The organism is Nonomuraea sp. NPDC049695 (genome assembly GCF_040674955.1).
Lineage (GTDB): Bacteria > Actinomycetota > Actinomycetes > Streptosporangiales > Streptosporangiaceae > Nonomuraea > Nonomuraea helvata.
In genome coordinates, this window is sequence record NZ_JBFANV010000028.1 from 96,800 (window position 1) to 123,598 (window position 26,799).

Consider the following 26,799-nt stretch of genomic DNA (forward strand, 5'->3'; position numbering starts at 1 on the left):
TCCGGACTTGATGGACTTTTGTCCGAAAATCAGCGTGCCGGAAAATCAGCGCATAAGTCGACGAATCACCCAAGCGATGACAACCAGGGCGGCGAGCGCGCCCGCGATGGGCGCCAGGCGCTTCAGCAGCGGCTGGCCCGCGACCTCCAGCAGGTCGAGCGCCTCCTCCTCGGGCGTGAGCGAGGTGCGTAGCGTGCCCGCGGGCCGCGACTCCTGCTCGGGCGGCGGCACCGCGCTCAGGTGCCGTTCCTCCTCGTGGCTCGCCGCGAGGGCGGGGGCGGGCTCGGGCTCGGACAGCGACCCCGCGGGGGCGGGCTCGGGCGCGGACAGCGGCCCGGCCGGGGCGGGCTCGACCGTGGACTCGGAGAGCAGCCCGGCCAGGTTGGCCGCGAACTTGTCGATGAGCTTGCCGCCGACCTCGGCCATCACGCCGCGCCCGAACTGGGCCGGTCGCCCGGTCACGTTGAACGTCGTCTCCACGGTCACCGTCGTGTCCTCGTCGCTCGGCGTCAGCCGCGCCTTGACCGTGGCCGAGGCCGTGCCGGAACCCCTGGCCTCCTTGCCCGACGCCTGGATGGTGAGCGAGAAGGAGTCCTTGTCCACGTCCTCGAACCTGGCCGAGCCCTTGTACGTCACCATGATCGGGCCGACCTTGACCTTCATCCTGCCGGTGAACTCGTCGCCCTCGAAGATGTCCAGCGTCGCCCCCGGCAGGCACGGCGCGACCCGCTCGACGTCGAGCAGCACCGCCCACGCCTGCTCGATCGGGACTGGAACAGTGAACTCGTGCTCGAACCGCATCGCCATCGATACGCTCCTTCCCGGTGGTTGCGACACTATGTCCGGTCGGGGGCGCCCCGGAAGAGGCGCCCCCTCTTACCGGCTCAGGGTGTTCCGGCCGCGGCGCGTACGGCTCGGTGGGTCAGGACCTTGGCCAGGTGCCGGCGGTAGTCGGGCTGGGCGTGCAGGTCGGCCGGGGGCGAGGCGCCGGCGGCGGCCTCCTGGCACGCCTGGCGTACCTGGTCGCCCAGCTCCACGCCCTCCAGCGCGACCTCGGCTGCGCGGGCGCGCAGCGGCGTCGGGCCCATGTTCGTCAGCCCGATCCTGGCCTCGGCGATCGACCCGTTGGAGCGCTTGACGGCGGCGGCCACGCCGACGATGGCCCACGCCTGCGCGGTCCTGTGGAACTTCTCGTAGTGGAAGCCCCAGCCCGCGCCCAGCTTCGGGATCTTCACCCCGACCAGGATCTCCCCGGCGTCCAGCGACGACTCCAGGTAGTCGACGAAGAACTCGGCGGCCGGGATCTCCCGCTCGCCCCGTTCCGACCTGGCCACGAACACGCCGTCCAGCGCCAGCACCACAGCGGGCAGGTCGCCCGCCGGGTCCGCGTGGGCCAGCGAGCCGCCGAGCGTGCCCCGGTGCCTGATCGCCGGATCCGCCACCGTGGCGGCGGCCATCGCCACCAGCGGGCAGTCGGCCCGCACCACGCCGGAGCGCACGACCTCGTCGTGCGTGGTCATCGCGCCGATGAAGACGTGGTCGCCGCGGTCGTGGATGCCCTTCAGCTCGGGCAGCCGGCCCACGTCGACCAGCGTCGACGGGTACGCCAGCCGCAGCCGCAGCAGCGGCAGCATGGACTGGCCGCCCGCCAGCACCTTGGCCTCCTCGTCGGAGGCGAGCGCCCGGCAGGCCTCGTCCAGCGAGTCCGGACGCACGTAGTCGAACTGCGCGGGGATCATTGCCGCACCCCTTCCTGTGCCCGCTCCTGCAGGGCCCGCCAGACGCGTTCGGGCGTGCACGGCATCTCGACGTCGTGGACGCCGTGCGGGCGCAGGGCGTCCACGATGGCGTTCACGACGGCCGGGGTCGAGGCGATGGTGCCCGCCTCGCCCACCCCCTTGGCGCCCAGCGGGTTGCTGGTCGCCGGGGACTCGGTCCTGTCGAGGTTGAACGTCGGCAGGTCCGCCGCCGACGGCATCAGGTAGTCGGCCATCGTGGTGGTCAGCAGGTTGCCCTCGGCGTCGTAGACGGCCTCCTCGAACAGCGCCTGCGCGATGCCCTGCGCGATGCCGCCGTGCACCTGCCCCTCGACGATCAGCGGGTTGACGACCCTGCCGACGTCGTCCACCGCCACGTACGAGCGGATCTTGACCATGCCCGTCTCGGTGTCCACCTCGACCGCGCACAGGTGGGTGCCGTGCGGGAAGGAGTAGTTCTCCGGGTCGAACGTGGCGTCGGAGTCGAGCCGCGCCTCCACGCCCTCCGGGAGGTCGTGCGCCGTGAACGCGGCGTAGGCCAGCTCCTGGATGGTCTTCTGCTGGTCCGTGCCCCGCACTTTGAACGCCCCGGCCGCGAACTCCAGGTCGTCGGGCGAGCACTCCAGCACGTGCGCGGCCAGCTTGCGGGCCTTCTCCTTGACCTTGTCGCACGCCTTGAGCACGGCCACGCCGCCGACGACCAGCGAGCGGGAGCCGTACGTGTCCATGCCCTTGTGCGCGATGGCCGTGTCGCCGTGGAGCACCGTGACGTCCTCGAACGGCACGCCGAGCGCGTCCGCCGCGATCTGGCTCCACGAGGTCACGTGCCCCTGCCCGTGCGGCGAGGTGCCGGTGATGACCTCGACCTTGCCGGTGGGCAGCATGCGTACCGAGCCGTGCTCCCAGCCGCCCGCGCCGTAGTTGGACTCGCCGAGCATCCTGGACGGCGCCAGGCCGCACATCTCCGTGTACGTGCTGACCCCGAGGCCGAGCTGCACCGGGTCGCCCCTGTCACGCCGGTCGGCCTGCTCCGCGCGGAGCTTGTCGTAGCCGAACAGCGCCAGCGCCTTCTCCGTGGCCGCCTCGTAGTTGCCCGAGTCGTACGTCAGGCCCGAGATCGTGGTGTACGGGAACTCGTCGTGCTTGATCCAGTTGCGCCTGCGCACCTCCACCGGGTCCATCTTCAGCTCGGCGGCCAGCTCGTCCATCACGCGCTCGATGCCGAACGTGGCCTCGGGGCGGCCCGCGCCCCGGTAGGCGTCCGTGGGCATCTTGGTGGTGAACACGCCCGTGCAGCCGAACTCGTACGCGTCCATCTTGTAGATCGCGTTGAACATCGACGCGCCGAGCAGCGGGATGCCCGGCGTCACCAGCATCAGGTACGCGCCCATGTCGGCCAGCAGGTCGACCTGCAGCCCGCGGACGCGTCCGTCGGCGTCGGCGGCCAGCCGGATGTGCTGGATCTGGTCGCGGCCGTGGTGCACCGTCAGGTTGCCCTCGGAGCGGGACTCGGTCCACTTGACCGGTCTGCCGAGCTTGCGGGCGAGCAGCAGGCAGAGCACCTCTTCCGCGGTGACCTGCAGCTTCGAGCCGAACCCGCCGCCCACGTCGGGGGCGATCACCCGGAGCCTGTGCTCGGGGATGCCGGTCACCACCGCCAGCATGACCCGCAGCACGTGCGGGATTTGGGTGGACGACCAGATCGTGAACGCCTCGCCGTCGGTGTCGGCCAGCACCGCCCGCGGCTCCATCGCGCTGGGGATGAGCCGCTGCTGCCGGTACGTACGGTCGATGACGACGGGAGCGTCCCTGAACGCGGCCTCGATGTCACCAGAGTTGATCTTGACGCTGAACGCCTTGTTGCCCGCCTCGTGCACCTTCGGGCTGCCCTCGGCCAGCGCCTCGTTCATGTCGAGGATCGCGGGCAGCTGCTCGTACTCGACGTCGATCGCCTCAAGGGCGTCGGCCGCGCGGTAGCGGTCGGTCGCGATCACACAGGCCACGGCCTCGCCGACGTACCGGACCTCGGACACCGCCATCGGCGGGTGGTCGGGGATGACGACGTCCTCGCTCACCGGCCACGCGCACGGCAGGCTGCCCTGCTCGGCGGCGAAGTCCTGCCCGCTGAACGCCGCCACGACCCCGGGCAGATCGCGCGCCCCCGACACGTCGACCCTGGCGATCCTGGCGTGCGCCATCGGGCTGCGCAGGAACATCACGTGCAGCGTGCCCGGGCGGGAGAGGTTGTCCGTCCACTGGGTACGCCCCGTCAGCAGCCTGGCGTCCTCCTTGCGGCGACGCGGCCTGCCCACCTCGGACGTGGCCGCGGGCTCGTGGAGCTGATCGCTCTCCGCTATCCGCTCGGCCACCATGCCGACGTCTAGCTCGCTCATGGCGTGGTCACCGCCCGCCCCATCTCCTGCGCGCCCCGGCGTACGGCCTTGACGATGTTGCAGTAGCCGGTGCAGCGGCAGAGATTGCCTTCCAAGCCCTCCCTGATCGCCTCCTCCGACGGCTCGGGATTCTCCCTGAGCAGGTCTATCGCGGCCATGACCATGCCCGGCGTGCAGTAGCCGCACTGCAGGGCGTGCTCTTCGTGGAAGGCCCGCTGCATCGGGTGCATCGACCCGTTGGCGCCCAGGCCCTCGATCGTGACGACGTCGCAGCCGTCGGCCTGCACAGCGAGCACGGAGCAGCTCTTGACGCTCTTGCCGTCGAGCATGACCGTGCAGGCGCCGCAGTTGCTGGTGTCGCAGCCGACCGGTGTGCCGGTCTTGCCCAGCCGCTCTCGTAGCAGGTGGACGAGGAGGAGCCGCGGCTCCACATCCTCCTCGTAATTGATCCCGTCGACGGTGACGGTGATTCGGGGCATACGTCCTCCCTCAGGAGCAGGGGATCGGCGGACACACCCGAACCTACGCCGGTGTTTATCCCGGTCAAGGGTTACTTACCGCGGAACACCCTCGCGATGATCGCCACCAGCCCGGCGAACGCCAACCCCAGCACCAACACCCCGAGCAGGACCAGCGGATCCGTGATCGCGCGTGTCACAATCAGGATGCCCAGAACGACGAAGAGCACACCGCTGAGCAGGGCCATCCAGTCGGTCCGGTGAAGGCGTCGCGTCCTTTCGACGTCACGCGGCACGCCGCACCTCCATGTCGCTGAGGCCGCCGCGCAGGTTGAGCACGATGGTGGAGACCTTCTCGTCCGGCCTGACCTCGGGCTCCAGGACCTTGTCGCAGCGCACGTCCACGCCGCCCTTCACCGAGTGGTCGAGCTTGATGTCGCCGACCTTGTTGGTCGCGTGCACCTCCACCCGTGCCGTCGGCGGCACGATCACCACCAGTTCGCCCACCGTGACCGACGCCTTGAACGTGACCGTGCTCCCCGGGTTCAGCGGCAGGTCAGACAGGTCCAGCCGGCCATCGCCGACGCCCACGTCGTACAGCATGCTCGCCTCCGCCACGCTGGTCGGGGCCCATGCCGACTCGCCGACGTTCCGGGGCACGCCGCCGAGCATCAGGCCGACGGCCACGATGACCGCGACCATGGTGCCCCAGGCCACCAGACCGGCGCCGCGTCCCCACCAGGCGGCGATCAGCAGCCCGGCGCCGATCGTGATGAGCATGGCGCCGCCGACGATGGTCGGGCTCACTCCGGCGGCCGACCTGGCTTGGACCGCCACGACGATCCCTCCAATGATGAATGCCAGCAGGATGGTGATGCCGCCGATGAACGACCTCGGGCGCGGCTTCCGCTCCGTCTTGGGGATCGGGCGGCCGTACAGAGCGGGGTCGTACGGCGAGTGGCCGGCCCGCTTGGCCGGGTCGAGCGGCCGGTAGGGGCCGTTCGGCGCGAAGGGCTCGCCGTACGGGGTGTAGTCGACGCGGGTCCTGGGCTGCGGCCGGTACGGCGGGACGGGGTGCTGGGCGGTCGCCTTGACGTCCTCGTCCGCCTTCACGTCGGCGGCTCTTGCTTCTGCGGCCCTTGCTTCGGAGGCTCTTGCTTTGGAGGCTCTTGCTTCGGCGGCGTGCGCTTGTTCGGTGGCCTCGTCCACCCCGATCGGCGGCTCCTGGGCCTGGGCGGGGCTCTCAGCCCGCTCGACCCGCTCCTCGACCCGCTCCTCGACTGGGTTCTGGGCCGGCTCGGGTGCCCTGACCGGCGGCGCCTCCGAGGCGGAAGCGCTCGCGGGGGCACTCGCAGCGGTGCTGACAGAGGTGGTGCGTCTCCGGCTCAGGCGTTCGGGCATCGAGCGGGCCAGCCCCAGCAGATCCACTCCGTTCGAGTGGGCGGCGAGCAGGGAGACGGCCAGGAAGACGCCCACCACCAGGGTGCCGGTGTCGAGCCAGACCGTGGCCAGGTTGAGCGCCAGCCCGAACGCCAGCACCGCCGTCAGCAGCGCCATCACGGCCTCGGCATCGAAGTCGCGGCGCGTCCACTGCTCGATGATCCCCGGCTTGCCGTTCGGCTCCTTCATCAGCAGGAACGCCGCCAGGTAGAGGAACAGCCCGATGCCGGAGCCGACCAGGAGCACGACGAAGCCCACACGGAACACCACGGGGTCGATCCCCGTGTGCCGCCCGAGACCGGCGCAGACGCCCATGAGGAAGCGCCCCTCGCTGCTGCGTCGCAGCGCCCGGGGCGGGGCGGCCGGTTCTCTGGGTGGAGCCTCTGTCATGGAACCATCGTGGACCCACGCGTGGTGTGCTCGCATCCGGGACACCCCTGACCCGACCCGGGGGTTGTTCCCTGATGCCCGCACTGGCCCCGACATGTGACTATGGCCATGTTATGGCTGACCAGAAGACTCTCGCCGAGCCGACCGGCGACGCGCCTTACCGGCGCATGTTGCGCCCCATGGAGGGCCGCCTGCTCGGCGGTGTCGCCCAAGGGCTGGCCGCGCAGCTCTCGCTCGATCCCGTGGTGATCAGGCTGATGTTCGTGCTGCTCAGCGTGGTCGACGGCGTCGGCGTGGTGGCATACGCCGTGCTGTGGATGATCACGCCGCGGCAGCCGTACGAGGGGCAGCCGCCGCAGCGGGACTGGAGCCAGCTCGCCGCCTTCAGCGCGATCGGGGTGGCGCTGTTCGCGTTCGGCTGGCTCACGGGGGCCTCCAAGGGCGGGATCGGCATGCTGCCGTTCGCCGTGGGCGGCATCGGCGCGTTGATCCTCTGGCAGCAGGCAGATCCTGAACGCCGCAAGAACTGGGTCCGCGGGGCCACCACGAGCATCAGGAAGAACCGGGTTCGCACGCTGCTCGGCGTGGCGCTCGTGGTGATCGGCGCGGCCGGCTTCCTGTACGTCCAGGGCGAGCTGGCCCAGGCGAAGCCCGGTCTGCTCTTCACCGCCGTGGTGGTCGGCGGCCTGGCGGTCATCGCCGCGCCCTGGCTCGCCGGTCTGTGGAAAGAGCTGCAGCTGGAGCGGCGTGAGCGCATCAGGCAGGAGGAGCGGGCCGAGGTGGCCGCCATGGTGCACGACTCGGTGCTGCACACGCTCACCCTCATCCAGCGCGTCGCCCACGACCCGCGTGAGGTCGCCAGGCTGGCCCGTTCGCAGGAGCGCGAGCTGCGCAACTGGCTCTACCAGCCCGCCCAGGACGCCGACGCCACGGTGGCGGCCGCCGTACGCAGGATCGCGGCCGAGGAGGAGGACGCGCACGGGGTGCCCATCGAGGTCGTCTGCGTGGGGGACATCGACCTGGATTCGACCGGCAGGCTGGCCGCCATGCTCAAGGCGTCGCGGCAGGCGATGGTCAACGCGGCCAAATACTCTGAGAGTCCTTCCATTTCCGTCTATGCGGAAGTAGAGGGTGAAGAAGTCACGATTTTCGTGAAGGATCGGGGCAAGGGCTTCGACCTCGAGGCGGTGCCGCTCGACAGGATGGGCATCAGGGAGTCCATCATCGGGAGAATGGAGCGTCACGGGGGCGTGGCAAGGGTGCGCACCTCGGTCGGCGAGGGCACCGAAGTGATGTTGACGATGAAGGTGGAGAAGGCATGACGCGCGTGTTGATCGTCGACGATCACCGGCTGTTCCGTTCGGGCGTACGCGCGGAGCTGGGCGACTCGATCGAGGTGGTCGGCGAGGCCGAGGACGTGGAGACGGCCGTCAAGGCGATCGCCGAGCACCAGCCCGACGTGGTCCTGCTGGACGTGCACATGCCTGGGGGCGGGGGCCAGGAGGTCCTGCGCCGGGTGCTGGGCGCGGGCTCCCAGGTGCGCTTCCTCGCCCTGTCGGTCTCGGACGCCGCCGAGGACGTCATCGGCGTGATCCGGGGCGGGGCCCGGGGCTACGTGACCAAGAACATCAGCGGCAAGGAGCTCACGGACGCCATCCGGCGGGTGGCCGAGGGCGACGCGGTCTTCTCGCCGCGGCTGGCGGGTTTCGTCCTGGACGCGTTCGCCTCGTCGGAGGCGCCGTCCATCGATCCGGAGCTCGACTCGCTGACGCAGCGGGAACGCGAGGTGCTGCGGTTGATCGCGCGCGGGTACGCGTACAAGGAGATCGCCAAGGAGCTCTTCATCTCGGTCAAGACCGTGGAGACCCACGTCTCGTCGGTCCTCCGCAAGCTCCAGCTCTCCAACCGCCACGAACTCTCCCGCTGGGCCACCGCCCGCCGCCTGGTCTGACCCCCGTTTCCCTTTTGGGCGGTCGGTCACCCATGTGGAGAGTGGAACGTTACGCGATAGTTATCACTGATCCGCCCACAAAACTCCTGTCTCAGTTGTCACACATGAAGGAGAAAAACTCATAGTCCAGGAGTGCCCCCTTGAATCGCGTCCCCCGGATGCTGCCGGCCCTGGTCGCATTGGCCGCTCTGACGGCATGTGCGGCCGAAAGCGGCCACGTCCCGCAAGTGCAAGCCCCGGTGGTGAAAGCCGTCGGTGCGGCAGGCGTCACGGCACCGGCGAAGAAGATCAAGCTTGATATAGCCGACATAACCCCGATGGGGGAGAAGTCCGAGAAGGTAGGCGTCGGCTTCCCGATCATCGTCACGTTCGACCACGACGTCGAAGACAAGGCGGCCGTGGAGGGCCTGCTGGAGGTCCAGGCGGAGAGGCCGACCGAGGGCGCGTGGCGCTGGGTGTCGGCCCGCAAGGTCATCTACCGTACGAAGACGTACTGGAAGCCCCACCAGAACGTGCTCTTCACCGCCCGCCTGTCGCAGCTCCCCGGCAACACCGGCGCCAAGGACGTGTCCCGTCGCTTCGCCGTCGGCACGAAGAACATCTCCGTCGTCAACACCCGCAGCCACCAGATGAAGGTGTACCGCGACGGCAAGCTGGCCAAGAAGATCCCGATCAGCGCCGGCCGGGGCGGGTTGGTCAGGAACGGCGTGGACGTCTACCTCACCACCAGCGGCGTCCACCTCACCATGGGCAAGAAGCCCATGGAGACCATGACCTCCTCCTGGATGGGCGTGACGGATCCCAAGGACCCGCGCTACTACAAGGAGGAGATCCCGTGGGCGGTACGCATCTCCGACAGCGGTGAGTACGTCCACCAGAGCGCCGGCTACTACCAGTTCCTGGGCCGCTCCAACCAGAGCCACGGCTGCGTGCGCGCCACCCCGGCCGGGGCCAAGTGGTTCTACGGCATCGCCCAGCGCGGCGACGTCGTCAAGATCACCGGAACGAAGCGCAAGCTGCAGTGGAACAACGGCTGGAGCTACTGGCAGCTCAACTGGACCGAGTGGAAGAAGGGCAGCGCGCTGAAGAGCTGACCTCACCGGCCCACCATGCCCCGCCCCCTCCCTCCCGGGGGCGGGGCACGAAGGGTCAGAGCTTCTCGAGCGGGGCGTACGCCAGCAGCAGCGTCTTCTCCCCGCCACCGCCAAAGTCGATCTTCACCTTGGTCTTCTCCGCCACCCCGTCCACGGACACCACCGTGCCCAGGCCGAACGCGTCGTGCGTCACCCGGTCGCCGGGGGCCAGCGAGGGCACCTTGCGCCCACCGCTCTTGGCTGGGGCGGGGCGGGCGGCGGGCTCCCGTCGGGTGGCCGCGCTCCAGGCGGACTTCTCCGGGTCCGTACGCCAGTCGATGAGCTGCCCCGGCACCTCGTTGACGAACCGCGAGGCCGGGTTGAACGAGGGCGCCCCCCAGGAGCTGCGCACGGCCGCCCGCGTGATGTAGAGCCGCTGCTGCGCCCGGGTGATCCCGACGTACGCCAGCCGCCGCTCCTCCTCCAGCTCCTTGGGCTCCCCGAGTGAGCGGATGTGCGGGAACACCCCGTCCTCCATGGCCGTCAGGAAGACGACCGGGAACTCCAGCCCCTTGGCCGTGTGCAGGGTCATCAGGGTGACCACCCCCTGCCCGCCGTCCGCCTCGGGGATCTGGTCGGCGTCGGCCACGAGCGACACCTGCTCCAGGAACTCCACCAGCGTCCCCTCCGGATTGGCCTCCTCGAACTCGGAGGCGACGGAGATGAGCTCGTTGAGGTTTTCCAGCCGCGACTCGTCCTGCGGATCCTCGGACGCCTCCAGCTCGGCGCGGTAGCCGGTGGCCACCAGCACCTCCTCGGCCAGCGCCGACGGCGGCACGCCCGCGCCCTTGGCGATCAGCTCCTCGATCAGCGCGACGAACTCGCGTACCGCGTTGAGCGAACGCGTGGCCATCCCGTACGCCTCGTCGGCCCGGCGCAGCGCGTCCCAGAACGAGATGCGCTCGCGCGACGACAGCGCCTCGATCATCGCCTCGGCGCGCTCGCCGATGCCGCGCTTGGGCACGTTGAGAATGCGGCGCAGCGACACCACGTCGGCCGGGTTGGCGAGCACCCGCAGGTAGGCCAGCAGGTCCTTGACCTCCTTGCGCTCGTAGAAGCGCACGCCCCCGACCACCTTGTACGGCAGCCCGGTGCGGATGAAGATCTCCTCGAACACGCGGGAGGCGGCGTTGGTGCGGTAGAAGACGGCGACGTCGCCCGGCCTGACGTCTTCCTCGTCGCTGAGCCGGTCGACCTCCTGGGCCACGAACATGGCCTCGTCGTGCTCGTTGTCGGCGACGTATCCGACGATCTTGGGCCCGTCGCCCTGGTCGGACCAGAGGTTCTTGGGCTTGCGCGACTCGTTGCGGGCGATGACCGCGTTGGCGGCGGCCAGGATGTTCTGGGTTGAGCGGTAGTTCTGCTCCAGCAGGATCGTGCGCGCGTCGGGGTAGTCGCGCTCGAACTCCAGGATGTTGCGGATCGTCGCGCCGCGGAAGGCGTAAATGGACTGGTCGGCGTCGCCCACCACGCACAGCTCGGACATGTCGGCACCCGACCGGACCAGCTCGCCGTCGGTCGTGCGCAGCTCGGGATGCCCGACCAGCTCCCTGATCAGGATGTACTGGGCGTGGTTGGTGTCCTGGTACTCGTCCACCAGCACGTGCCTGAACCGCATCCGGTAGTGCTCGGCCACGTCGGGGAAGAGCTGGAACAACGTCACCGTGTTCATGATGATGTCGTCGAAGTCCATCGCGCCGGCCTCGGTCAGCTTGAGCTGATAGGCCTTGTACGCCTGCGCGAGCGTCTTCTCCAGGTGCGAGCCCGCCTTGTCGAGCGCGGTCTCGTAGTCGATCAGCTCGTTCTTGAAGTTGCTGACCTGGGCCGAGAACGAGCGCGGCGGGTAGCGCTTGGGGTCGAGCTCCATCTCCCTGCAGACCATCGCCATGAGCCGCTGCGAGTCGGCCTGGTCGTAGATCGAGAAGCTCGACGGGAACCCCAGCCGCTTGGCCTCCCGCCGCAGGATGCGCATGCAGGCGCTGTGGAACGTCATCACCCACATCGCCTTGGAGCGCGGCCCGACCAGCTTGTCGATGCGCTCCTTCATCTCGCGGGCGGCCTTGTTGGTGAACGTGATCGCCAGGATCTCACCCGGATGCACGTCGCGCTCGGCCAGCAGGTATGCGATGCGATGCGTGAGCACCCGCGTCTTCCCGGATCCCGCCCCCGCGACGATGAGCAGCGGACTGCCATGATGGATCACGGCCTCGCGCTGCTGCGGGTTGAGGCCGTCCAGCAGGGGGTGGTCTACAGAGACTTGGGTGGGCACCTACCTAGGTTAAGACGCCTCACCGACAATCGTTGACCGGAATGCCATCCGAGGGGCGCGCGGTTGTCCTTCGTAGAACATCAGAAAGGGGAGCCATGCTGCCGGAAGCCGAGATCAACAGGGTCCTTGTGGTGACCGCCCACCCAGATGACGTCGATTTCGGAGCGGCGGGCAGCGTGGCGCTGTTCGTCGACAAGGGTGTCGAGGTCACGTACTTGCTGGTCACGGACGGGGATGCGGGCGGCAACGAACGTACTCTGGACAACTCCGGCATGGCCGAGCTCCGCAGGACCGAGCAGCGCACCGCCGCCAAGGCGGTCGGCGTCACGGACGTGCGCTTCCTCGGCTACTCCGACGGGCAGGTGGTGCCCTCGCTGGAGCTCAGGCGCGACATCTCACGCGTCATCCGCCAGGTACGGCCGGACCTGGTCATCACCCACCACCCGGATCGCAACTACCAGCACGTCGCCCCCAGCCACCCCGACCACCGGGCGGTGGGCGGCTGCGCCCTGGACGCCGTCTACCCGGACGCCCGCAACCCCTACGCCTACCCTGAGCTGGTCAAGGACGAGGGCCTGGCGGCGTGGACCGTACGCGAGGTGTGGCTCACCGGCGGCTCGTCCCCCAACCACTGGGTGGACATCACCGAGGCCATGGACCGCAAGCTCGCGGCCTTGCAGTCACATGTGAGCCAGGTCGCCCACGTGGAGGGCTTCATCGACTTCGTCAGGACCCGCTTCGCCGCCTGGGGCCAAGAGGCCGGCCTCCCCGCCGGCCACTACGCGGAGGCGTTCCAGGTCGTCGCCACGGCCTAGGGCACCGAGCCTGGGGGCACGACCCAGAGCGACGGCTGCCCGGTGCATTCGGAGATGACGTCGAAGTCGCGGTCGTAATGCAGGATCGTCGCCCCGTGCACCTCCGCACAGGCGGCGATCAGCAGATCGCTGGGCCCGGCTGCGCGGTGGTGCGACTTACGGGCGAGCATCGCCTGAACGTCCAGCGCCCGGGCGGCCACACCCTCTTCGTGGATGGACAGGAGACGGAAGCCCTCGCGCAGGTAGTACGCGTCACGCTCGTAGCCCTCCGGGTCACGTGCGCTGTAGAGCACCTCGAGCTGCGTGACCTCGCAGACGGCCAGCATCTTGTCGAGCATGAGCGGCTCGAGCGCCTGATGGACCGCTGGGTGCGGCATGCGCGCCAGGGCGCTCTTGTCGATGAGGTAGACCACGCCGGTGGTTACCACGCATGCTTCATGATCTCCGGATCCAGCAGATCGGTATTGTCCCGGGTCCGCCAGTACTCGAAGGCTTCGCGGAGCTTTGCCCTTTGGGCGACCTCCTGCAGGGCCGCGTTGACCGTCTCCTTCATGGTCGAAGTCCCCAATTCGTGCTGGGCGACTTCCAGAAGGTCCTTGTCGATGTCGATGACTGTACGCATACACCATCACCTCTCTGCTCCCTATCGTATATCAGAATTGATGATCTTGATATACGCACTTCCCAGGGCGGCACCGGCCCTGAGAAGCCCGCGGCAGAGACGTTAAAGCACGAGGAGAGGGCGTGTATGGAACGCTCCAGGGAGTGGTGAAGGATCTTAGATCGGCGGAGGAGAAAGCTCACGCCCGACATGCCAAAGCTCCACCGGACGTCACTCACTCTCTGTAGCCATCCGGGCAAAAGCCTTACTTTCGCTTGGCGGCGATCCGGGCGAAGAGGTAGCCGAAGGAGTTGGTGGCGACGTGGAGCATCGAGGGGGCCAGCAGACCGCCGTGGCGGCGCAGCTCGCAGAAGAGCACCCCGGCCGCCGCAGTGGACACCACGCTCCCCGCCACCACCCGAGCGGTGTCGAGGTGGGTGGAGGACTCGGCGGACGTCAGGGCGCCCAGTGCGGGGTTGGCGCGGGCCATGTCGATCGCGGGGAGGATGTGCCACAGGCCGAACAGCGCCGAGGAGGTCGCCGTGGCGGCGACCGTGCCGTGACGCCGGCGCAGCATGGCGTACAGGGCGCCCCTGAAGCCCACCTCCTCCAGCAGCACGGTGCCCATCGGGACCTGGAGCAGGGCCTCCTCCAGGGCGCGGGCGCGCGAGAGCGACAGGGCGCGCTCGTCGAGGAAGAGCGGCCTGGTGCAGGGGTTCGCGATGCCGACGGTGTAGACGGCCGCCACCGCCGCCGCCAAGGCACCTCCCGTCACGGCGCCCTGGCGGCCGTGCTCGAACCCCAGCTCCTGCCACGACAGGCCGGACCGGCGCGCCATCGCGACCAGGGCGGCGGTCGCGGCGGCCGAGGTCAGGGGCGCCAGGCGGGGGGCGACCTTGTTGTTCATGATGTTGGCGGCGGTGAGTATGGCGATCGAGCGGAGCAACACCCTTGCAGGCTACGTCGCGCCCCTCCTTTCCACGCCGCCGCAGAGGCGAAATCCAGGCGCGTGCACGCGTCCGACCGGTGACGCGCCAGGCCGTGACACCAACGTCGACGGCGGCGACGAGGTGCCTCCGCCCCGGTCGGGGGCGGGGCGGGGGAGCTACGAAGCGGCGGGGCGGCGCCAGCCGGTGGGGAAGCGGGTGCGGCGGCGTTCCTCCGGGGTGAGACCGCCCCAGATGCCCTCCGACTCGCCCGCACGTAACGCGTACGAGCGGCACTCCTCGATGACCTGGCAGCGCGCGCACACCGCCTTGGCGCGGGCCTCCTGCAAGGGGGTGGGGGCTAGGGGGAAGAAGAGGTCAGGGTCGCTGGACCTGCACGCACCCCTGCGCAGCCAGCCGATCTCCTCCAAAGACATGGGTCAAAGGTAGAGCGTGGCCATGATCAGACACATCATCCTCTGGGTTGACCCATGCGTACATCCCCGAGTCGTACCCAGGCGCATCCCAGGAGGGCGATGCTCAGCAGGCGTCCACCCCGCTCCTCCAACCCGCCGCGAACGACGCCTGGCGCTGCTCGGCCGTCCCGTGCGCGGACGGGTTCAGCCAGTCGTCCGTCGGGTCGCCGGCGGCCTCCAGGCTCAGGAGCAGCTCGTCCTCGTCACCCGGTTGAGTCTCCAGCGCGCCCGAGCTGACCAGGGACGAGAGGGTGCCGCCCGCGTAGCAGTCGGCCTGGAGCTCCATTTGTACGTTCAGCTGGAAATCGGTCTGGAGCTGCGCCTGCACGGCATGCCCGAACTCATGCGGAATGATCACATAGACCGACCCGTCGCCCATCTCGTTCCAGAGCGACTCCATCCAATCCTGGTCGTAGGCGATGAAGTGTCCGACCGGGCAGTAGAAGGCGTTGTTCGGGGCAGCAGGCTCATTGCCGCATTTAGGGCCAGATTTCCCGGAATAGGGGACGAAATCGGCGATAGGCCGATAAGTGGTCCCGAGTCGCCGCTGGAAGTACTGCTTCCAGAACTCCTCCGTCAGCGTACGAGCGGTCCGCACGTCGTCCTCGAACGAGTCGGCCCCCCTCGCGTCCATGGACCGCGGCCTCGCGAGGCCGCACGCGCCCAGGAGCAGGACCAGGCCGATGATCAGGATGCGCTTCACGGAAGTCACACGTCCCACGTGTGCACGGGCTCATTCGAGTGCATCCGCTCGATGTACCCGAGTGTCATGGATCGCAACGCTTCATGCCGATCTCCTCCGTGCGCGCGTACGCGGTCCACCTGCCAGCTGGCCCCCGTACGGCCCGTCAGGCAGCGGCCCTCGATGATGCCGAGCAGCCGGTCGGCGACGGGACCGTGCACGCCCCACCTGGCCAGCCCCTCGTGCGCCATGGGAAGGAGGCGGCGCAGGATCAGCTCGGCCGCGGGCACCTCTCCCATTCCGGGCCAGTAGAGCCGCGCGTCCAGCCCGTGCCGGGCCGCCGCGGCGAGGTTGTCCTCCGCCGCCCGGAACGACATCTGGCTCCAGATCGGCCGCTCGGCGTACGGCAGCACACGCATCAGCCCGTAGTAGAACGCGGCGTTGGCCGCGATGTCGGCCACGGAAGGCCCGGCAGGCAGCACGCGGTTCTCCACGCGCAGGTGCGGCACCCCGTCCACCACCGCGTACACCGGCCGGTTCCAGCGGTAGATCGTGCCGTTGTGCAGGGTCAGCTCGTGAAGGTGCGGGATGCGTCCCTGTTCGAGCTCGGTACGCGGGTCCTCGTCCTCGCAGAGCGGCAGCAGGGCGGGGTAGTAGCTGACGTTCTCCTCGAAGAGGTCGAAAACGCTCGTGATCCACCGCTCCCCGAACCACACCCTGGGCCGCACGCCCTGTGCCTTCAGCTCGGCCGGCCGCGTGTCCGTGGCCTGCTCGAACAGGGCGATCCTGGTCTCGCGGTGCAACTCCTTGCCGAACAGGTAAGGGGAGTTGGCCGCGAGCGCGATCTGCGGCCCCGCGATGGCCTGGGCGGCGTTCCAGTGCGAGGCGAACGCCTCGGGGCTGACCTGCAGGTGCAGCTGCACGCTGGTGCACGCGGCCTCGGGGGCGACGCTGTCGGCATGGGTGTCCAGGCGTTCGACGCCCTCGATGCACAGATGCAGGTCCTCCCCGCGGGCCGCGAAGATCTGCTCGTTGAGCAGGCGGTAGCGGGGGTTCGCGGAGAGCGCGCCCTCGCCGATGTCCTGCTCGCGCAGCGTGGGCAGGATGCCGATCAGGACCAGGTGGCCGTCCTGGGAGCGGGCGCGCTCCTCGGCGTGGTTGAGCCGCGCCCTGACGTCGTTCTCCAGGTGCAACGCGCCGTCGCCGCTCAGCTCCTGGGGCTCGATGTTGATCTCGATGTTGAACTGCCCCAGCTCCGTCGCCCAGTCCGGCTGCTCGATGGCGGCCAGCACCTGGGCGTTGCGCATGGCGGCCTCGCCGTACGCGTCCACGATGTTGAGCTCGATCTCCAGGCCGGCGAGGGGGCGTTCGAACTCGAAGCGGGACTCGCGGAGCATCTGGGCGAAGACGTCGAGACATCGACGCACCTTTTCCCGATATTTCCGGCGGTCTTCCCGACTGAACACGACGACTGGCACGTCCCTGCCCATAACAGGAAATGTGCCACGCCAGAACCGACAAGACCAGAGCCGCGTCGATCCGACCTCACGCACCGTACGCGGAAAAGCCCCGCGCGGTGAGAACCGCACGGGGCTTTGAAAGGCGAGCGATCAACGCGCCTGCATGATTTCCCGCATGAGCTGGGCGGTCTCGGAGGGGGTCTTGCCGACGCGGACGCCGACCTTCTCCAGAGCCTCCTTCTTGGCCTGGGCGGTGCCCGCGGAGCCCGACACGATCGCGCCCGCGTGCCCCATGGTCTTGCCCTCCGGCGCGGTGAAGCCCGCGACGTAGGCCACGACCGGCTTGGTGACGTGCTGCTCGATGTACGCGGCAGCCCGCTCCTCGGCGTCGCCGCCGATCTCGCCGATCATCACGATCGCGTCCGTGCCCGGGTCCTCCTGGAACGCCTGGAGCGCGTCGATGTGCGTCGTGCCGATCACGGGGTCGCCGCCGATGCCGACCGCGGTCGAGAAGCCGAAGTCACGCAGCTCGTACATCAGCTGGTACGTGAGCGTGCCCGACTTCGAGACCAGGCCGATGCGGCCGGCGGTGGTGATGTCGGCCGGGATGATGCCCGCGTTGGAGGCGCCGGGGGAGGCGATGCCGGGGCAGTTGGGCCCGATGATGCGGGTCTTGTTGCCCTTGGCGACCGCGTACGCCCAGAACTCGGTCGAGTCGTGCACCGGCACGCCCTCGGTGATCACGACGCAGAGCGGGATCTCGGCGTCGATGGCCTCCTTGACCGCGTCCTTGGTGAACGCCGGCGGCACGAAGACGACCGACACGTCCGCGCCGGTCTTCTCCATGGCCTCCGCGACCGTGCCGAACACGGGCAGGCCCTCGTGAGTGATGCCGGCCTTGCGGGCGTTCACGCCGCCGACGACCTTGGCGCCGGAGGCGAGCATGCGGCGGGTGTGCTTGGTGCCCTCACCGCCGGTCATGCCCTGAACGATGATCTTGCTGTTCTCAGTCAACCAGATGGCCATGGGTCACGCACCTACCGCAGCGAGCTCGGCGGCCCGCTTGGCCGCGTCGTCCATCGTGTCTACCAGCTCGACCCGCGGGAGCGCGGCGTCGGCCAGGATCTGCCGCCCGAGCTGGGCGTTGTTGCCGTCGAGGCGGACCACAAGGGGGTGGGTCACGGCCTCGCCACGGCTCTCCAGCAGCTTGAACGCCGAGACGATGCCGTTGGCGACGGCGTCGCAGGCGGTGATGCCGCCGAAGACGTTCACAAAGATCGACTTGACGCTCGGATCGGAGAGGATGATCTCCAGACCGGCGGCCATGACCTCGGCCGAGGCGCCACCGCCGATGTCGAGGAAGTTGGCCGGGGACGGCTTGCCGGGGAACTGCTCGCCCGCGTAGGCCACCACGTCGAGGGTGGACATGACCAGCCCCGCGCCGTTGCCGATGATGCCGACGTCGCCGTCGAGCTTGACGTAGTTGAGGTCCTTCTCCTTGGCCTTGGCCTCGAGCGGGTCCTCGGCCGCCTTGTCGGCGAGCGCCTCGTGGTCGGCCTGGCGGAAGGAGGCGTTCTCGTCGAGCGTGACCTTGCCGTCGAGGGCCTTCACCTGGCCGTCGGCGGACAGGATCATGGGGTTGACCTCGACGAGCGTGGCGTCCTCGTCGACGAAGCAGCACCAGAGCTTCTCGATGAGCTCGGCGGCGCCGTCGAGCGCCTTCTCCGGCAGGCCGCCGGCCACCGCGATCTCGCGAGCCTTGGCGCGGTCGATGCCCGTCAGCGCCGAGACCGGCACCTTGGCGACCTTCTCGGGCGAGGTGTGGGCGACCTCTTCGATGTCCATGCCGCCCGCAGCGGAGCAGATGGCGAGGAATGTACGGTTCGCGCGGTCGAGCAGGAAGGAGAAGTAGTACTCCTCCGCGATCGCGCTGGCCTCTTCCACCAGGACCTTGTGGACCGTGTGGCCCTTGATGTCCATGCCGAGGATGGCTTCGGCCTTGCTGACCGCGTCGGCGGCGTCGTCGGCCACCTTCACGCCGCCGGCCTTGCCTCGGCCGCCGGTCTTGACCTGGGCCTTGACGACAACGCGGCCGGTCAGCTCCTCGGCGGCCGACCGCACCTCCTCCACGTTGTGTGCGACGATGCCGCGTGGCACCGGGATGCCGTAGTCGGCGAAGAGCTCTTTCGCCTGATGTTCGAACAGGTCCACGAGGGTCCGTCCTCTTCCACTTGGTCGCTCGCCCTCTGTCGGGTTCGCGCCCTGCTATTCCGACTGATGTTCGACGGCCCGGGCAACTGCGCTGATGGTCGCATCCGCTTCGCCGCTCGTTGGCATCGTTCGTTGCCCTCTCACGGCGAGCTCCTACGCTCAGGGGTGCGTGCCGGGCGTTTCCGCCGGTAAAGCCTAGCCCGAAGCTTGACCTGCCCAGGTCATCGGGGCATGGTTCTCTCGCTGTGTGACGGTGATCTCACTTCTCCAGAACCCTCTCTGCACGAAAAATACACGGTTTCGGCGGCTTGTGACCCGGTTCTCGAGATATGTTCGTGATCTTCTATTGGCAGGATTCTGCTTCCTCTCCTTTTGAATCCGAAGGAAAACGAATGAAGCGAATTCTCGCGGGCCTGGCGTTAACCACGGTTGCCGCGCTCGTGACTGCGACGCCGGCCGCGCAGGCCGCGCCGGTGGATCCGGTGAAGGCGCTGAAGAAGCAGTTCGTCGCGGGGCACGGGGTGCGGATCACCGAGACGACCCGGCTCACCCTGGACGGCAAGAGCGCCGGCGCCTCCACCCGGACCTCTGGAACGTTCGAGTTCGGCAAGAAGAGCGTCGTCGCGTCCGACATCAAGAACCACGGGGCGGGCGGCAACAAGGCCCTTGCGGCCGCGTACGGCCCGCCGCGCGTCGTCACGGTCGGCGGCTACAGCTATGTCCAGGGCGGGCTGTACAGCGAGGACCTGCCCGACGGCAAGACGTGGGTGCGCTACACCGGGGAGGCTTCCGGTGGCACCTACAACCAGGTGCTCGACATCTTCGAGCCGAAGGTGCTGAAGGCGATCGTCTCCCACGCCAAGAGCTTCAAGGGCGGCACGTACAAGGGCTCCATGACCTACAAGGATCTGGCCAAGGTCTACGGGTCGAAGCTCAGCGGCCCGCTCTCCAAGATCAAGGTCGACTACGCCCTGAAGGTCAACTCCAAGGGCCTGGCCACTCAGCTGACGTCGGGCTGGACCATGGACCTCGGCGTCCTGGGCAAGACCCGCTCTGTCACCGAGACCCGGTACATCGGCTGGGGCTCCAAGGTCAAGATCAAGGCTCCGGCCGAGGGCCAGTGGATCGACGTCGCGGACCTCGGTGAGGACAGCCAGGTGCCGCAGGAGATCCCGAACAGCGCGCTGAACTCGCTCGCCAACTAGCTTGTGCCGGCCTCCTCCCGCCCTGCTGGGCAGGAGGGGGCCCTTTTGTGATGAGGATGCGTATGCAACGAGTTCTCGCGGCGGCAGTCGCCGCCGCGGCACTGGTCACCGCCTCGCCCGCGCAGGCGGCCGTCGATCCGGTCAAGGCACTGAAGAAGCAGTTCGTCACCGGTCACGGCGTCAAGATTTCAGAAGTCGCCCGGATGCGGTCGAAGGGCGAGAAACCAGAGATTGTCCAGATAACCGGCACCTTGGCGTTCAGCGGCTCAGGGGTCGTGGCCTCCGACATGACCATGCGGGGCTTCAGGACGAAAGCCACCTTGCGGTTCCTCGTCGTCGGGAAGCAGCTCTACCTCCACGCCGGGGAGTTCGGTGGCCGGTTGCCCGAAGGCAAGACCTGGGTGCGCATGGGGGACGCGACCAATGCGAGCGCGACCACTCAGCCCGTCGACATCTTCCGGCTCAGGGAGTTGAAGGGACTGCTCTCGCACGCCGGGTCGGCCAAGAGCGGCCTCTACCGCGGCTCGCTCACTTCCGGGCAGACACGGAAGGTCACCGGAGGAAGAGGCGACCAGTCGTTCGGCTACCGGCTGACCATCGGCTCGAACGGCCTGCCCAGCCGGCTCTTCACCGACTCGAAAGTCGCTGTGGACAGGCACCTCTGGCTTCGGGAGACGACCGACACCAGGTACACCGCCTGGGGCCACAAGGTGACGATCGAAGCTCCTCCGGAGGACCAGGTGATCGACGCCGACGAGGCCGACGCCGCCCTCGACGAGGTGCGGGATGAGCTCCAGATCATCTCGAACGAGGCGCTCGCCACCCGGTAGGCGCCGCTCGGCGCGTGTGGCACCTCCAGCCACACGCGCATGGACCCCGGCCTGCTGGTGGCCGAGCGCGGCGTACTACGGCGGGCGGCGCCGCTCTAGCCGAGCCGGGACTCGCGGATGCGCGCCCATTCGAGCGAGTGCCTGATGCCGTCCTCGATGGAGTGGCGCGCCTGCCAGTCCAGCAGGCGGCGGGCCAGGTCGCTGCGGGTGTAGGCGCCGGCCACGTCGCCGGGGCGCGGGGGCGCCTCGACGACCTCGATCGGGCGGTCGACGACGCGGTTGAACGCCTCGGCCAGCTCCCGGACGGTGGTGCCCGTGCCGGTGCCCAGGTTGATCACGTCGGCCTCCAGCGCGTCGAAGCGGCGCAGGGCAGCCACGTGGGCGGCGGCCAGGTCCCAGACGTGGACGTAGTCGCGGATGCCCGTGCCGTCCCTGGTCGGGTAGTTCGTGCCGGTGATCTGGAAGGGCACGCCGTCCTCGTACGCCTCGATCATCTTGCCCAGGGCGTGGCTGGGACGGCGCAGCTGCAGGCCGGTGCGCATCTGGGGGTCGGCGCCGATCGGGTTGAAGTAGCGCAGGGAGAGGATCCTGATCGGGTGACCGGCGGCGATGTCGGCGAACATGTCCTCGCACACCGCCTTGGTCCGCGCGTAAGGGCTCTGGGGGTCGAGCGGGGACTCCTCGTTCACGGTGTGGTCGTCGCCCGTGCGGTAGATGGAGGCAGAGGAGCTGAAGATCATCCGGGTGCAGCCGTTGCGGAGCAGGTGATCGACGAACTCGAGGCTCTTGGCGACGTTCGCGCGGTAGTAGCCGACGGGGTCGGCCACGGAGTCGGGGACCACGATGAGCGCGGCACAGTGGACGACAGCCTCAATATCCGGATTTTCGGTAAATATCTTGTCAATCAGCGGCCCATCGCTGATATCGCCTTCATAGAACACCCGCCCCTGAGCGAACTCCCGCCGACCCGTGACGAGACTGTCCAGAATGACGGGCTCGATCCCGGCATCGAGGCACGCGGACGCGACAGTGCTCCCGATATATCCGGCCCCTCCGGTAACCAATACACGCATCCGCGCTCCCAGCGTCGGTCGGTCTGTTGCAGAACTCATCATCGTGTACGTCCGCGCCGGCGGGCGCATCCTCTCCCATGGCTCTCCCATGGCTCTTCCGCGGCGACCGGACCCCCGTGGGCCACGTCCGCACCCCCTCCGGGTTCACAAAGTGGGCGAGGGGCGGCGCGTCAACCAAGCGCTGGTCGGGAAACCTTGAGAAAATCGCCTACTGTGACGGCGATTCTCGACCAGTTGCGGACTGCCCCCCGCTCGGTGCTCGGCAAGCTCCCCGGTGTCCCGGGCGACGACGACGAGACGAGGCGGCCGCTGCCGGTGTCGGGGATGCTGGCCGCCGCCGCCACCCTCGGCGTCGGGCTGGCCGCGCTCACCACACTCACCCTCGTCGGCTGGATCGCCGCGCCGGGCGGCACGCTGGGCGTCGGGCTGCCGGGCGTGTTCCGCACCGCGGCCCAGCTCTGGCTGGTCGCGCACCACGCCGGGTTCGCGATCCCCGGCGGGCGGGTCGGGCTGCTGCCCCTGGGGCTGACGATCCTGCCAGCCGTGCTGCTCTATCGCGCCGCCCGGTGGATGGCGCGCGACGCGGACCTGCGGCTGCGCCTTCCTGCCCGGCTGCCGAAGAACAGCCCGAAGGAGCAGGCCCGGGCCCGCCGGCGGGCCCAGCTCATCCTGGTGATGCAGGCCGGGGTGTCGCTGGCGGCGCCGTACGCGCTGCTCGCGGGGTTGATCGCGCTCGCGGCGAGCAACGAGATCACCCAGCCCTACATCGGCGAGGCGCTGCTCAGCCACTTCGTGCTGGCGTTCCTGGCGGGGTCGCTGGCGACGGCGCGGATGATCGGTCCCTGGCGGGTGATGCTGCGGCTGCTGCCCGAGCGGGTACGCGCGCTCACCGTCGGCACGGCTGTCGCCACGGCCGTGCTGCTCGTGGCCGGGCTCGCGCTGGTGCTGGTCGCCGTCGTGCTGAACTTCGGGCAGGTCAAGGACCTGTCCAGCGTGCTCTCGCCGGGGTTCGTGGGCGGGGTGCTGCTGTTGCTGCTGCAGGTGCTCTACCTGCTGAACGCCGTCATCTGGGCCTCCTCCTACATCGCCGGGCCCGGGTTCGCCATCGGCGCCGACACCCTGGTCGCGCCCACCGGGGTGCAGCTCGGCACGGTGCCGAGCCTGCCGCTGCTGGGGGCGTTGCCGGAGAGCGGGCCCGTTCCGGCGTGGATGATGGCGGTGATCGCGCTGCCGTTCGCGGCGGGGGCCGTGGCCGGGGTGATGGTGGCCAGGATCTCGCCGTCGCCGTCCTATGAGGCCGCGCCGCTCTGGGGGTTCCTCAGCGGGGTCGTCACCGGGCTCGTGGCGGGGGTGCTGGCCGCGCTGTCCGGCGGGCCCATCGGCGGCGGCCGGCTGGCCACGGTGGGGCCCTCGCCCTGGGAGGTGGCGCTGTCAGTGGCGCTCGAGGTCGGCGTGGCCGCGGGCATCTCCGCCGGAGTGACCAACCTGCTGCTGCTCAACAAGCGGGCCCGTACGCCGCTCGACAAGGCGGCCGCTCCGGTGCGCAAGGCGGGCGCCGCCATCGCCAAGGCGGCGAGCAAGGTGGGGCTGGCCGAGTCCGACCCGCGCCCCCTGCCCGGCCACTGGATGGACGCCACCGAGGCCGACACCCAGGAGATCCCGGTCATCAGGGACGACTGGCAGGACGAGCACGCCTCGGCAGAGGCGGAGACCCTCGCCCAGGCCCGCCCGCGCCCACCGGAGCCGGCGGCCCGCCCGCCGCGCAAGGACATCGTGGACGAATCGGACGACCGTGGCGGCCATGTGATCTACGTCGACCCGTACGCCTGGGACCGCGACTAGGCAAAGGATTACGGCTGCATGGCCCCGAGCACCTCGAGCACGTCGGCGGGGAGCTTGCGCTGGGCCGCGTCCCTGAACTGCGTGAAGCATTCGCCCTGCGCGGAAACGGTGCCGGCGCCCTTCATGCACTCCTGGTAGGCCGAGTACTCGTCCATCAGGTACAGCTGCATCCCCGTGGCCATGGCCGACAGCGCCAGCGCGATCGAGGAGATGGTGATGCCGCCCACGGCGGCGCCTGTGGTCCGGCCCGAGGCCTTGAGCAGCGGGAATGCCCGGATCCCGGCCATCAGCGCGAACAACGCCATGACCAGTCCGGCGAGCGGCAACATGAACGTCATGGCCAGCGCTGCGATGGACAACCAGATCGCTCGGCGGCCCGCCGAATCAGCGGGCTGCTGGCCTGCCGGTGCCTTCACCGGTGTCGACACCTGACCTCCTCTGCGTCGCCGGGCGAGGAACAGATACCCTGTCAGCCCCACCCTGTTTCCTTTTTGGAGTGTGCGTGTCTAAGGCTGGGCGGCTCGTCGTCCTCGTCTCCGGCTCTGGAACCAACCTACAGGCCCTGCTGGACGCTTCCGCCGACCCGTCGTACGGTGCTCGCGTGGTCGCGGTCGGTGCCGACAGGGATGGGATCGAGGGCCTGACCAGGGCGGCGAGGGCGAAAGTGCCAACTTTTGTCGAAAAATTGGGTGATTACGCGACGCGGGCGGAATGGGATGCCGCCATCGCGGCCAGGATCGCCGAGTACGAGCCTGACCTGGTGGTTTCGGCGGGCTTCATGAAAATTCTGGGTTCGCCGACCTTGGACGCCTTTCCCGTGCTGAACACTCACCCGGCGCTGCTGCCGTCGTTCCCCGGCGCGCACGGCGTGCGGGACGCGCTGGCCCACGGGGTCAAGGTGACCGGCTGCACGGTGATGCTGGCCGACGAGGGCGTCGACAGCGGGCCGATCATCGCCCAGGAGGCGGTGCCCGTGCTCCCGGACGACGACGAGGCGGTCCTGCACGAACGCATCAAGACCGTCGAGCGGCGCCTGCTCGTCGACATGGTCGGCCGGATGGTCCGCGAGGGCTGGACGGTCAGCGGACGCATCGTCCGCATCGGCAACGAAACAGGAGGGGAATCCACGTGACTCGCATCGCCATCCGGCGCGCGCTGATCGCTGTTTACGACAAGTCCGGGCTCGAGGAGCTGGCCAGGGCCCTCGACGGCGCAGGGGTGGAGATCGTCTCGACCGGTGGCACCGCCGCCGCGATCTCGTCGTACGGGATCCCGGTGACGAAGGTCGAGCAGCTCACCGGGTTCCCTGAGTGCCTGGACGGGCGGGTCAAGACGCTGCACCCGCGCGTGCACGCCGGACTGCTGGCCGACGTCACCAAGCCCAGCCACGTGGCGCAGCTGGAGGAGCTGGAGATCGACCCGTTCCAGCTCGTCGTGGTGAACCTCTACCCGTTCCAGGAGACGGTGGCCTCCGGCGCGTCCGACGAGGAGTGCGTCGAGCAGATCGACATCGGCGGGCCCGCCATGATCCGCGGCGCCGCGAAGAACCACAACACCTGCGCCGTCGTGGTCGACCCCGCGTTCTACGGCGACGTGCGCGACGCGCTGGCCGAGGGCGGCTTCACGCTGACCGAGCGCAAGCGGCTGGCGGGCATCGCGTACGCGCACACGGCCTCGTACGACGTGGCGGTGGCCAACTGGTTCGCGCGGACGTACGGGGAGGGCGAGTTCCCCGAGTTCACGGGGGCCGCCTATGAGCGCAAGGCCACGCTGCGGTACGGCGAGAACCCGCACCAGAGCGCCGCGCTCTACGTGGGTCGCGCGGACGGCCTGGCCAACGCCGAGCAGCTGCACGGCAAGGAGATGTCGTACAACAACTACCTCGACTCCGACGCCGCGTGGCGGGCCGCCTGGGACTTCGCCGAGCCGTGCGTGGCCATCATCAAGCACCAGAACCCGTGCGGCATCGCGATCGGCGCCGACGTGGCCGAGGCACACCGCAAGGCGCACGCGTGCGACCCCGTGTCGGCGTACGGCGGAGTGATCGCCGTCAACCGCGCGGTCACGGCCGAGCTGGCCAGGCAGATCTTCGACATCTTCACCGAGGTCGTCATCGCACCCTCCTACGAGGAGGAGGCGCTGGAGGTGCTGCGGGGCAAGAAGAGCCTGCGCCTGCTGCGCTGCCCGGAGGGGCCGTCGCGGACGACCGAGTTCCGCGAGATCGACGGCGGGCTCCTGGCGCAGACCGTGGACAAGGTGGACGCGACCGGCGACTCGGCCGCGCAGTGGGAGCTCAAGACCGGCGCGCCCGCTACGCCCGAGCAACTGGCCGACCTGGAGTTCGCCTGGCGCGCCTGCCGCTCGGTGAAGTCGAACGCCATCCTGCTGGCCAGCGACGGGGCGACCGTGGGCGTGGGCATGGGCCAGGTCAACCGGGTGGACTCGTGCCGCCTGGCGGTCGCGCGGGCGGGGGACCGGGCGGACGGGGCCGTCGCGGCCTCGGACGCGTACTTCCCGTTCCCGGACGGGGCGCAGGTGCTGATCGACGCCGGCGTACGCTTCATCGTGGAGCCGGGCGGCTCGATCCGGGACGAGCTCGTCATCGAGGCCGCCGAGAAGGCCGGGATCACCCTCTACTTCACCGGCACCCGTCACTTCTTCCACTGACCCTCGACCCGTCAGAGGCCACCCGGACCGCCCCTGCGAGCGCGCTCAACCGCTGCCGTGACAGCCTCGGCCCACCCACCCCATGGGATCAGGGCCGCCGGCTACGTGACGGCCGAGCCCTCGGCTACAGGGGCGGCCGTGCCGCCCCTACGGAGGCCGCCTGAGGTCGGGCTGCCCGCTATGGAGGCCGCCTGAGGTCGGGCTGCCCGCTATGGAGGCC

26 protein-coding genes are annotated in these 26,799 nt (G+C 69.2%); 9 read left to right on the forward strand and 17 right to left on the reverse strand.

Features of this window, described 5'->3' with window-relative positions; translation table 11 throughout:
• Positions 1-45: 45 nt before the first annotated feature.
• The 6 genes from AB0J64_RS24470 to AB0J64_RS24495 form a co-directional block, all read right to left on the reverse strand.
• A complete protein-coding gene (locus AB0J64_RS24470; RefSeq protein WP_364030823.1) occupies positions 46-807 on the reverse strand; it encodes an SRPBCC family protein in 762 nt (253 codons plus the stop codon).
• A gap of 77 nt (positions 808-884) precedes the next feature.
• Positions 885-1,739, reverse strand: a complete 855-nt coding sequence (locus tag AB0J64_RS24475; protein WP_364030826.1) for a xanthine dehydrogenase family protein subunit M — start codon at positions 1,737-1,739, stop codon at positions 885-887.
• The gene (locus AB0J64_RS24480; RefSeq protein WP_364030829.1) at positions 1,736-4,150 is read right to left on the reverse strand and encodes a xanthine dehydrogenase family protein molybdopterin-binding subunit; all 2,415 of its coding nucleotides are present in this window, start codon (positions 4,148-4,150) and stop codon (positions 1,736-1,738) included. The genes AB0J64_RS24475 and AB0J64_RS24480 overlap by 4 nt, the downstream gene beginning before the upstream one ends.
• On the reverse strand, positions 4,147-4,629 hold the full coding sequence (locus AB0J64_RS24485; RefSeq protein WP_364030832.1) for a (2Fe-2S)-binding protein: 483 nt from the start codon (positions 4,627-4,629) through the stop codon (positions 4,147-4,149). The genes AB0J64_RS24480 and AB0J64_RS24485 overlap by 4 nt, the downstream gene beginning before the upstream one ends.
• A gap of 71 nt (positions 4,630-4,700) precedes the next feature.
• Complete coding sequence (locus tag AB0J64_RS24490) at positions 4,701-4,904, reverse strand: hypothetical protein (RefSeq protein WP_364030835.1); 204 nt, start codon at positions 4,902-4,904, stop codon at positions 4,701-4,703.
• On the reverse strand, positions 4,894-6,438 hold the full coding sequence (locus AB0J64_RS24495; protein WP_364030838.1) for a PspC domain-containing protein: 1,545 nt from the start codon (positions 6,436-6,438) through the stop codon (positions 4,894-4,896). The genes AB0J64_RS24490 and AB0J64_RS24495 overlap by 11 nt, the downstream gene beginning before the upstream one ends.
• Before the next feature lie 113 nt (positions 6,439-6,551).
• Here AB0J64_RS24495 and AB0J64_RS24500 point away from each other — a divergent pair, with 113 nt between their 5' ends.
• From AB0J64_RS24500 to AB0J64_RS24510, 3 genes are all read left to right on the forward strand, one after another.
• Positions 6,552-7,760 carry a PspC domain-containing protein gene (locus tag AB0J64_RS24500; RefSeq protein WP_364030841.1) on the forward strand — a complete coding sequence of 403 codons (1,209 nt, stop codon included), beginning with the start codon at positions 6,552-6,554 and terminating at the stop codon, positions 7,758-7,760.
• Positions 7,757-8,389: a response regulator transcription factor gene (locus AB0J64_RS24505; RefSeq protein WP_185070757.1), complete on the forward strand. Its 633-nt coding sequence runs from the start codon at positions 7,757-7,759 to the stop codon at positions 8,387-8,389. The genes AB0J64_RS24500 and AB0J64_RS24505 overlap by 4 nt, the downstream gene beginning before the upstream one ends.
• Before the next feature lie 242 nt (positions 8,390-8,631).
• Positions 8,632-9,483 carry a L,D-transpeptidase gene (locus AB0J64_RS24510; protein WP_364030844.1) on the forward strand — a complete coding sequence of 284 codons (852 nt, stop codon included), beginning with the start codon at positions 8,632-8,634 and terminating at the stop codon, positions 9,481-9,483.
• A 55-nt stretch (positions 9,484-9,538) separates the two neighbouring features.
• Here AB0J64_RS24510 and pcrA read toward each other — a convergent pair whose 3' ends face one another.
• On the reverse strand, positions 9,539-11,761 hold the full coding sequence (gene pcrA, locus AB0J64_RS24515; RefSeq protein ID WP_364030903.1) for a DNA helicase PcrA: 2,223 nt from the start codon (positions 11,759-11,761) through the stop codon (positions 9,539-9,541).
• A gap of 125 nt (positions 11,762-11,886) precedes the next feature.
• On the opposite strand from pcrA, the gene AB0J64_RS24520 reads away from it, so the two are divergent.
• Positions 11,887-12,606, forward strand: coding sequence for a PIG-L deacetylase family protein (locus AB0J64_RS24520; RefSeq protein ID WP_364030847.1), 720 nt, complete (start codon positions 11,887-11,889; stop codon positions 12,604-12,606).
• Here the strand turns inward: AB0J64_RS24520 and AB0J64_RS24525 are convergent.
• The 8 genes from AB0J64_RS24525 to sucC form a co-directional block, all read right to left on the reverse strand.
• The gene (locus AB0J64_RS24525) at positions 12,603-13,034 is read right to left on the reverse strand and encodes a PIN domain nuclease (protein ID WP_364030850.1); all 432 of its coding nucleotides are present in this window, start codon (positions 13,032-13,034) and stop codon (positions 12,603-12,605) included. The genes AB0J64_RS24520 and AB0J64_RS24525 overlap by 4 nt on opposite strands.
• Complete coding sequence (locus tag AB0J64_RS24530; RefSeq protein ID WP_364030853.1) at positions 13,028-13,228, reverse strand: type II toxin-antitoxin system VapB family antitoxin; 201 nt, start codon at positions 13,226-13,228, stop codon at positions 13,028-13,030. The genes AB0J64_RS24525 and AB0J64_RS24530 overlap by 7 nt, the downstream gene beginning before the upstream one ends.
• Positions 13,229-13,472: 244 nt before the next feature.
• Positions 13,473-14,156 carry a CPBP family intramembrane glutamic endopeptidase gene (locus AB0J64_RS24535; RefSeq protein WP_364030856.1) on the reverse strand — a complete coding sequence of 228 codons (684 nt, stop codon included), beginning with the start codon at positions 14,154-14,156 and terminating at the stop codon, positions 13,473-13,475.
• Between the two features lie 156 nt (positions 14,157-14,312).
• Positions 14,313-14,570, reverse strand: coding sequence for a WhiB family transcriptional regulator (locus tag AB0J64_RS24540; RefSeq protein ID WP_364030859.1), 258 nt, complete (start codon positions 14,568-14,570; stop codon positions 14,313-14,315).
• A 103-nt stretch (positions 14,571-14,673) separates the two neighbouring features.
• Entirely contained in the window at positions 14,674-15,312 is a 639-nt protein-coding gene (locus tag AB0J64_RS24545; protein WP_364030861.1) for a neutral zinc metallopeptidase, read from the reverse strand.
• A 5-nt stretch (positions 15,313-15,317) separates the two neighbouring features.
• Positions 15,318-16,718, reverse strand: a complete 1,401-nt coding sequence (locus AB0J64_RS24550; protein WP_364030864.1) for a glutamate--cysteine ligase — start codon at positions 16,716-16,718, stop codon at positions 15,318-15,320.
• Between the two features lie 183 nt (positions 16,719-16,901).
• The gene (gene sucD / locus AB0J64_RS24555) at positions 16,902-17,777 is read right to left on the reverse strand and encodes a succinate--CoA ligase subunit alpha (RefSeq protein ID WP_344997363.1); all 876 of its coding nucleotides are present in this window, start codon (positions 17,775-17,777) and stop codon (positions 16,902-16,904) included.
• 3 nt (positions 17,778-17,780) lie between these two features.
• Complete coding sequence (gene sucC, locus AB0J64_RS24560) at positions 17,781-18,962, reverse strand: ADP-forming succinate--CoA ligase subunit beta (protein WP_344997361.1); 1,182 nt, start codon at positions 18,960-18,962, stop codon at positions 17,781-17,783.
• A gap of 392 nt (positions 18,963-19,354) precedes the next feature.
• On the opposite strand from sucC, the gene AB0J64_RS24565 reads away from it, so the two are divergent.
• Positions 19,355-20,167, forward strand: coding sequence for a hypothetical protein (locus tag AB0J64_RS24565; protein WP_364030869.1), 813 nt, complete (start codon positions 19,355-19,357; stop codon positions 20,165-20,167).
• A 62-nt stretch (positions 20,168-20,229) separates the two neighbouring features.
• Complete coding sequence (locus AB0J64_RS24570) at positions 20,230-20,997, forward strand: hypothetical protein (protein WP_364030872.1); 768 nt, start codon at positions 20,230-20,232, stop codon at positions 20,995-20,997.
• 95 nt (positions 20,998-21,092) lie between these two features.
• Here AB0J64_RS24570 and galE read toward each other — a convergent pair whose 3' ends face one another.
• On the reverse strand, positions 21,093-22,160 hold the full coding sequence (gene galE, locus AB0J64_RS24575; RefSeq protein ID WP_364030875.1) for a UDP-glucose 4-epimerase GalE: 1,068 nt from the start codon (positions 22,158-22,160) through the stop codon (positions 21,093-21,095).
• A gap of 123 nt (positions 22,161-22,283) precedes the next feature.
• Between galE and AB0J64_RS24580 the strand changes: the two genes are divergently transcribed.
• Positions 22,284-23,912, forward strand: a complete 1,629-nt coding sequence (locus AB0J64_RS24580; RefSeq protein WP_364030878.1) for a DUF6350 family protein — start codon at positions 22,284-22,286, stop codon at positions 23,910-23,912.
• Positions 23,913-23,920: 8 nt separating this feature from the next.
• On the opposite strand, the gene AB0J64_RS24585 is transcribed toward AB0J64_RS24580, so the two are convergent.
• Positions 23,921-24,340 carry a hypothetical protein gene (locus AB0J64_RS24585; RefSeq protein WP_344997351.1) on the reverse strand — a complete coding sequence of 140 codons (420 nt, stop codon included), beginning with the start codon at positions 24,338-24,340 and terminating at the stop codon, positions 23,921-23,923.
• A 74-nt stretch (positions 24,341-24,414) separates the two neighbouring features.
• Between AB0J64_RS24585 and purN the strand changes: the two genes are divergently transcribed.
• Both purN and purH read left to right on the forward strand, forming a co-directional pair.
• Positions 24,415-25,044, forward strand: a complete 630-nt coding sequence (gene purN / locus AB0J64_RS24590; RefSeq protein ID WP_364030882.1) for a phosphoribosylglycinamide formyltransferase — start codon at positions 24,415-24,417, stop codon at positions 25,042-25,044.
• A complete protein-coding gene (gene purH, locus AB0J64_RS24595; protein WP_364030885.1) occupies positions 25,041-26,579 on the forward strand; it encodes a bifunctional phosphoribosylaminoimidazolecarboxamide formyltransferase/IMP cyclohydrolase in 1,539 nt (512 codons plus the stop codon). The genes purN and purH overlap by 4 nt, the downstream gene beginning before the upstream one ends.
• Positions 26,580-26,799 lie beyond the last annotated feature (220 nt).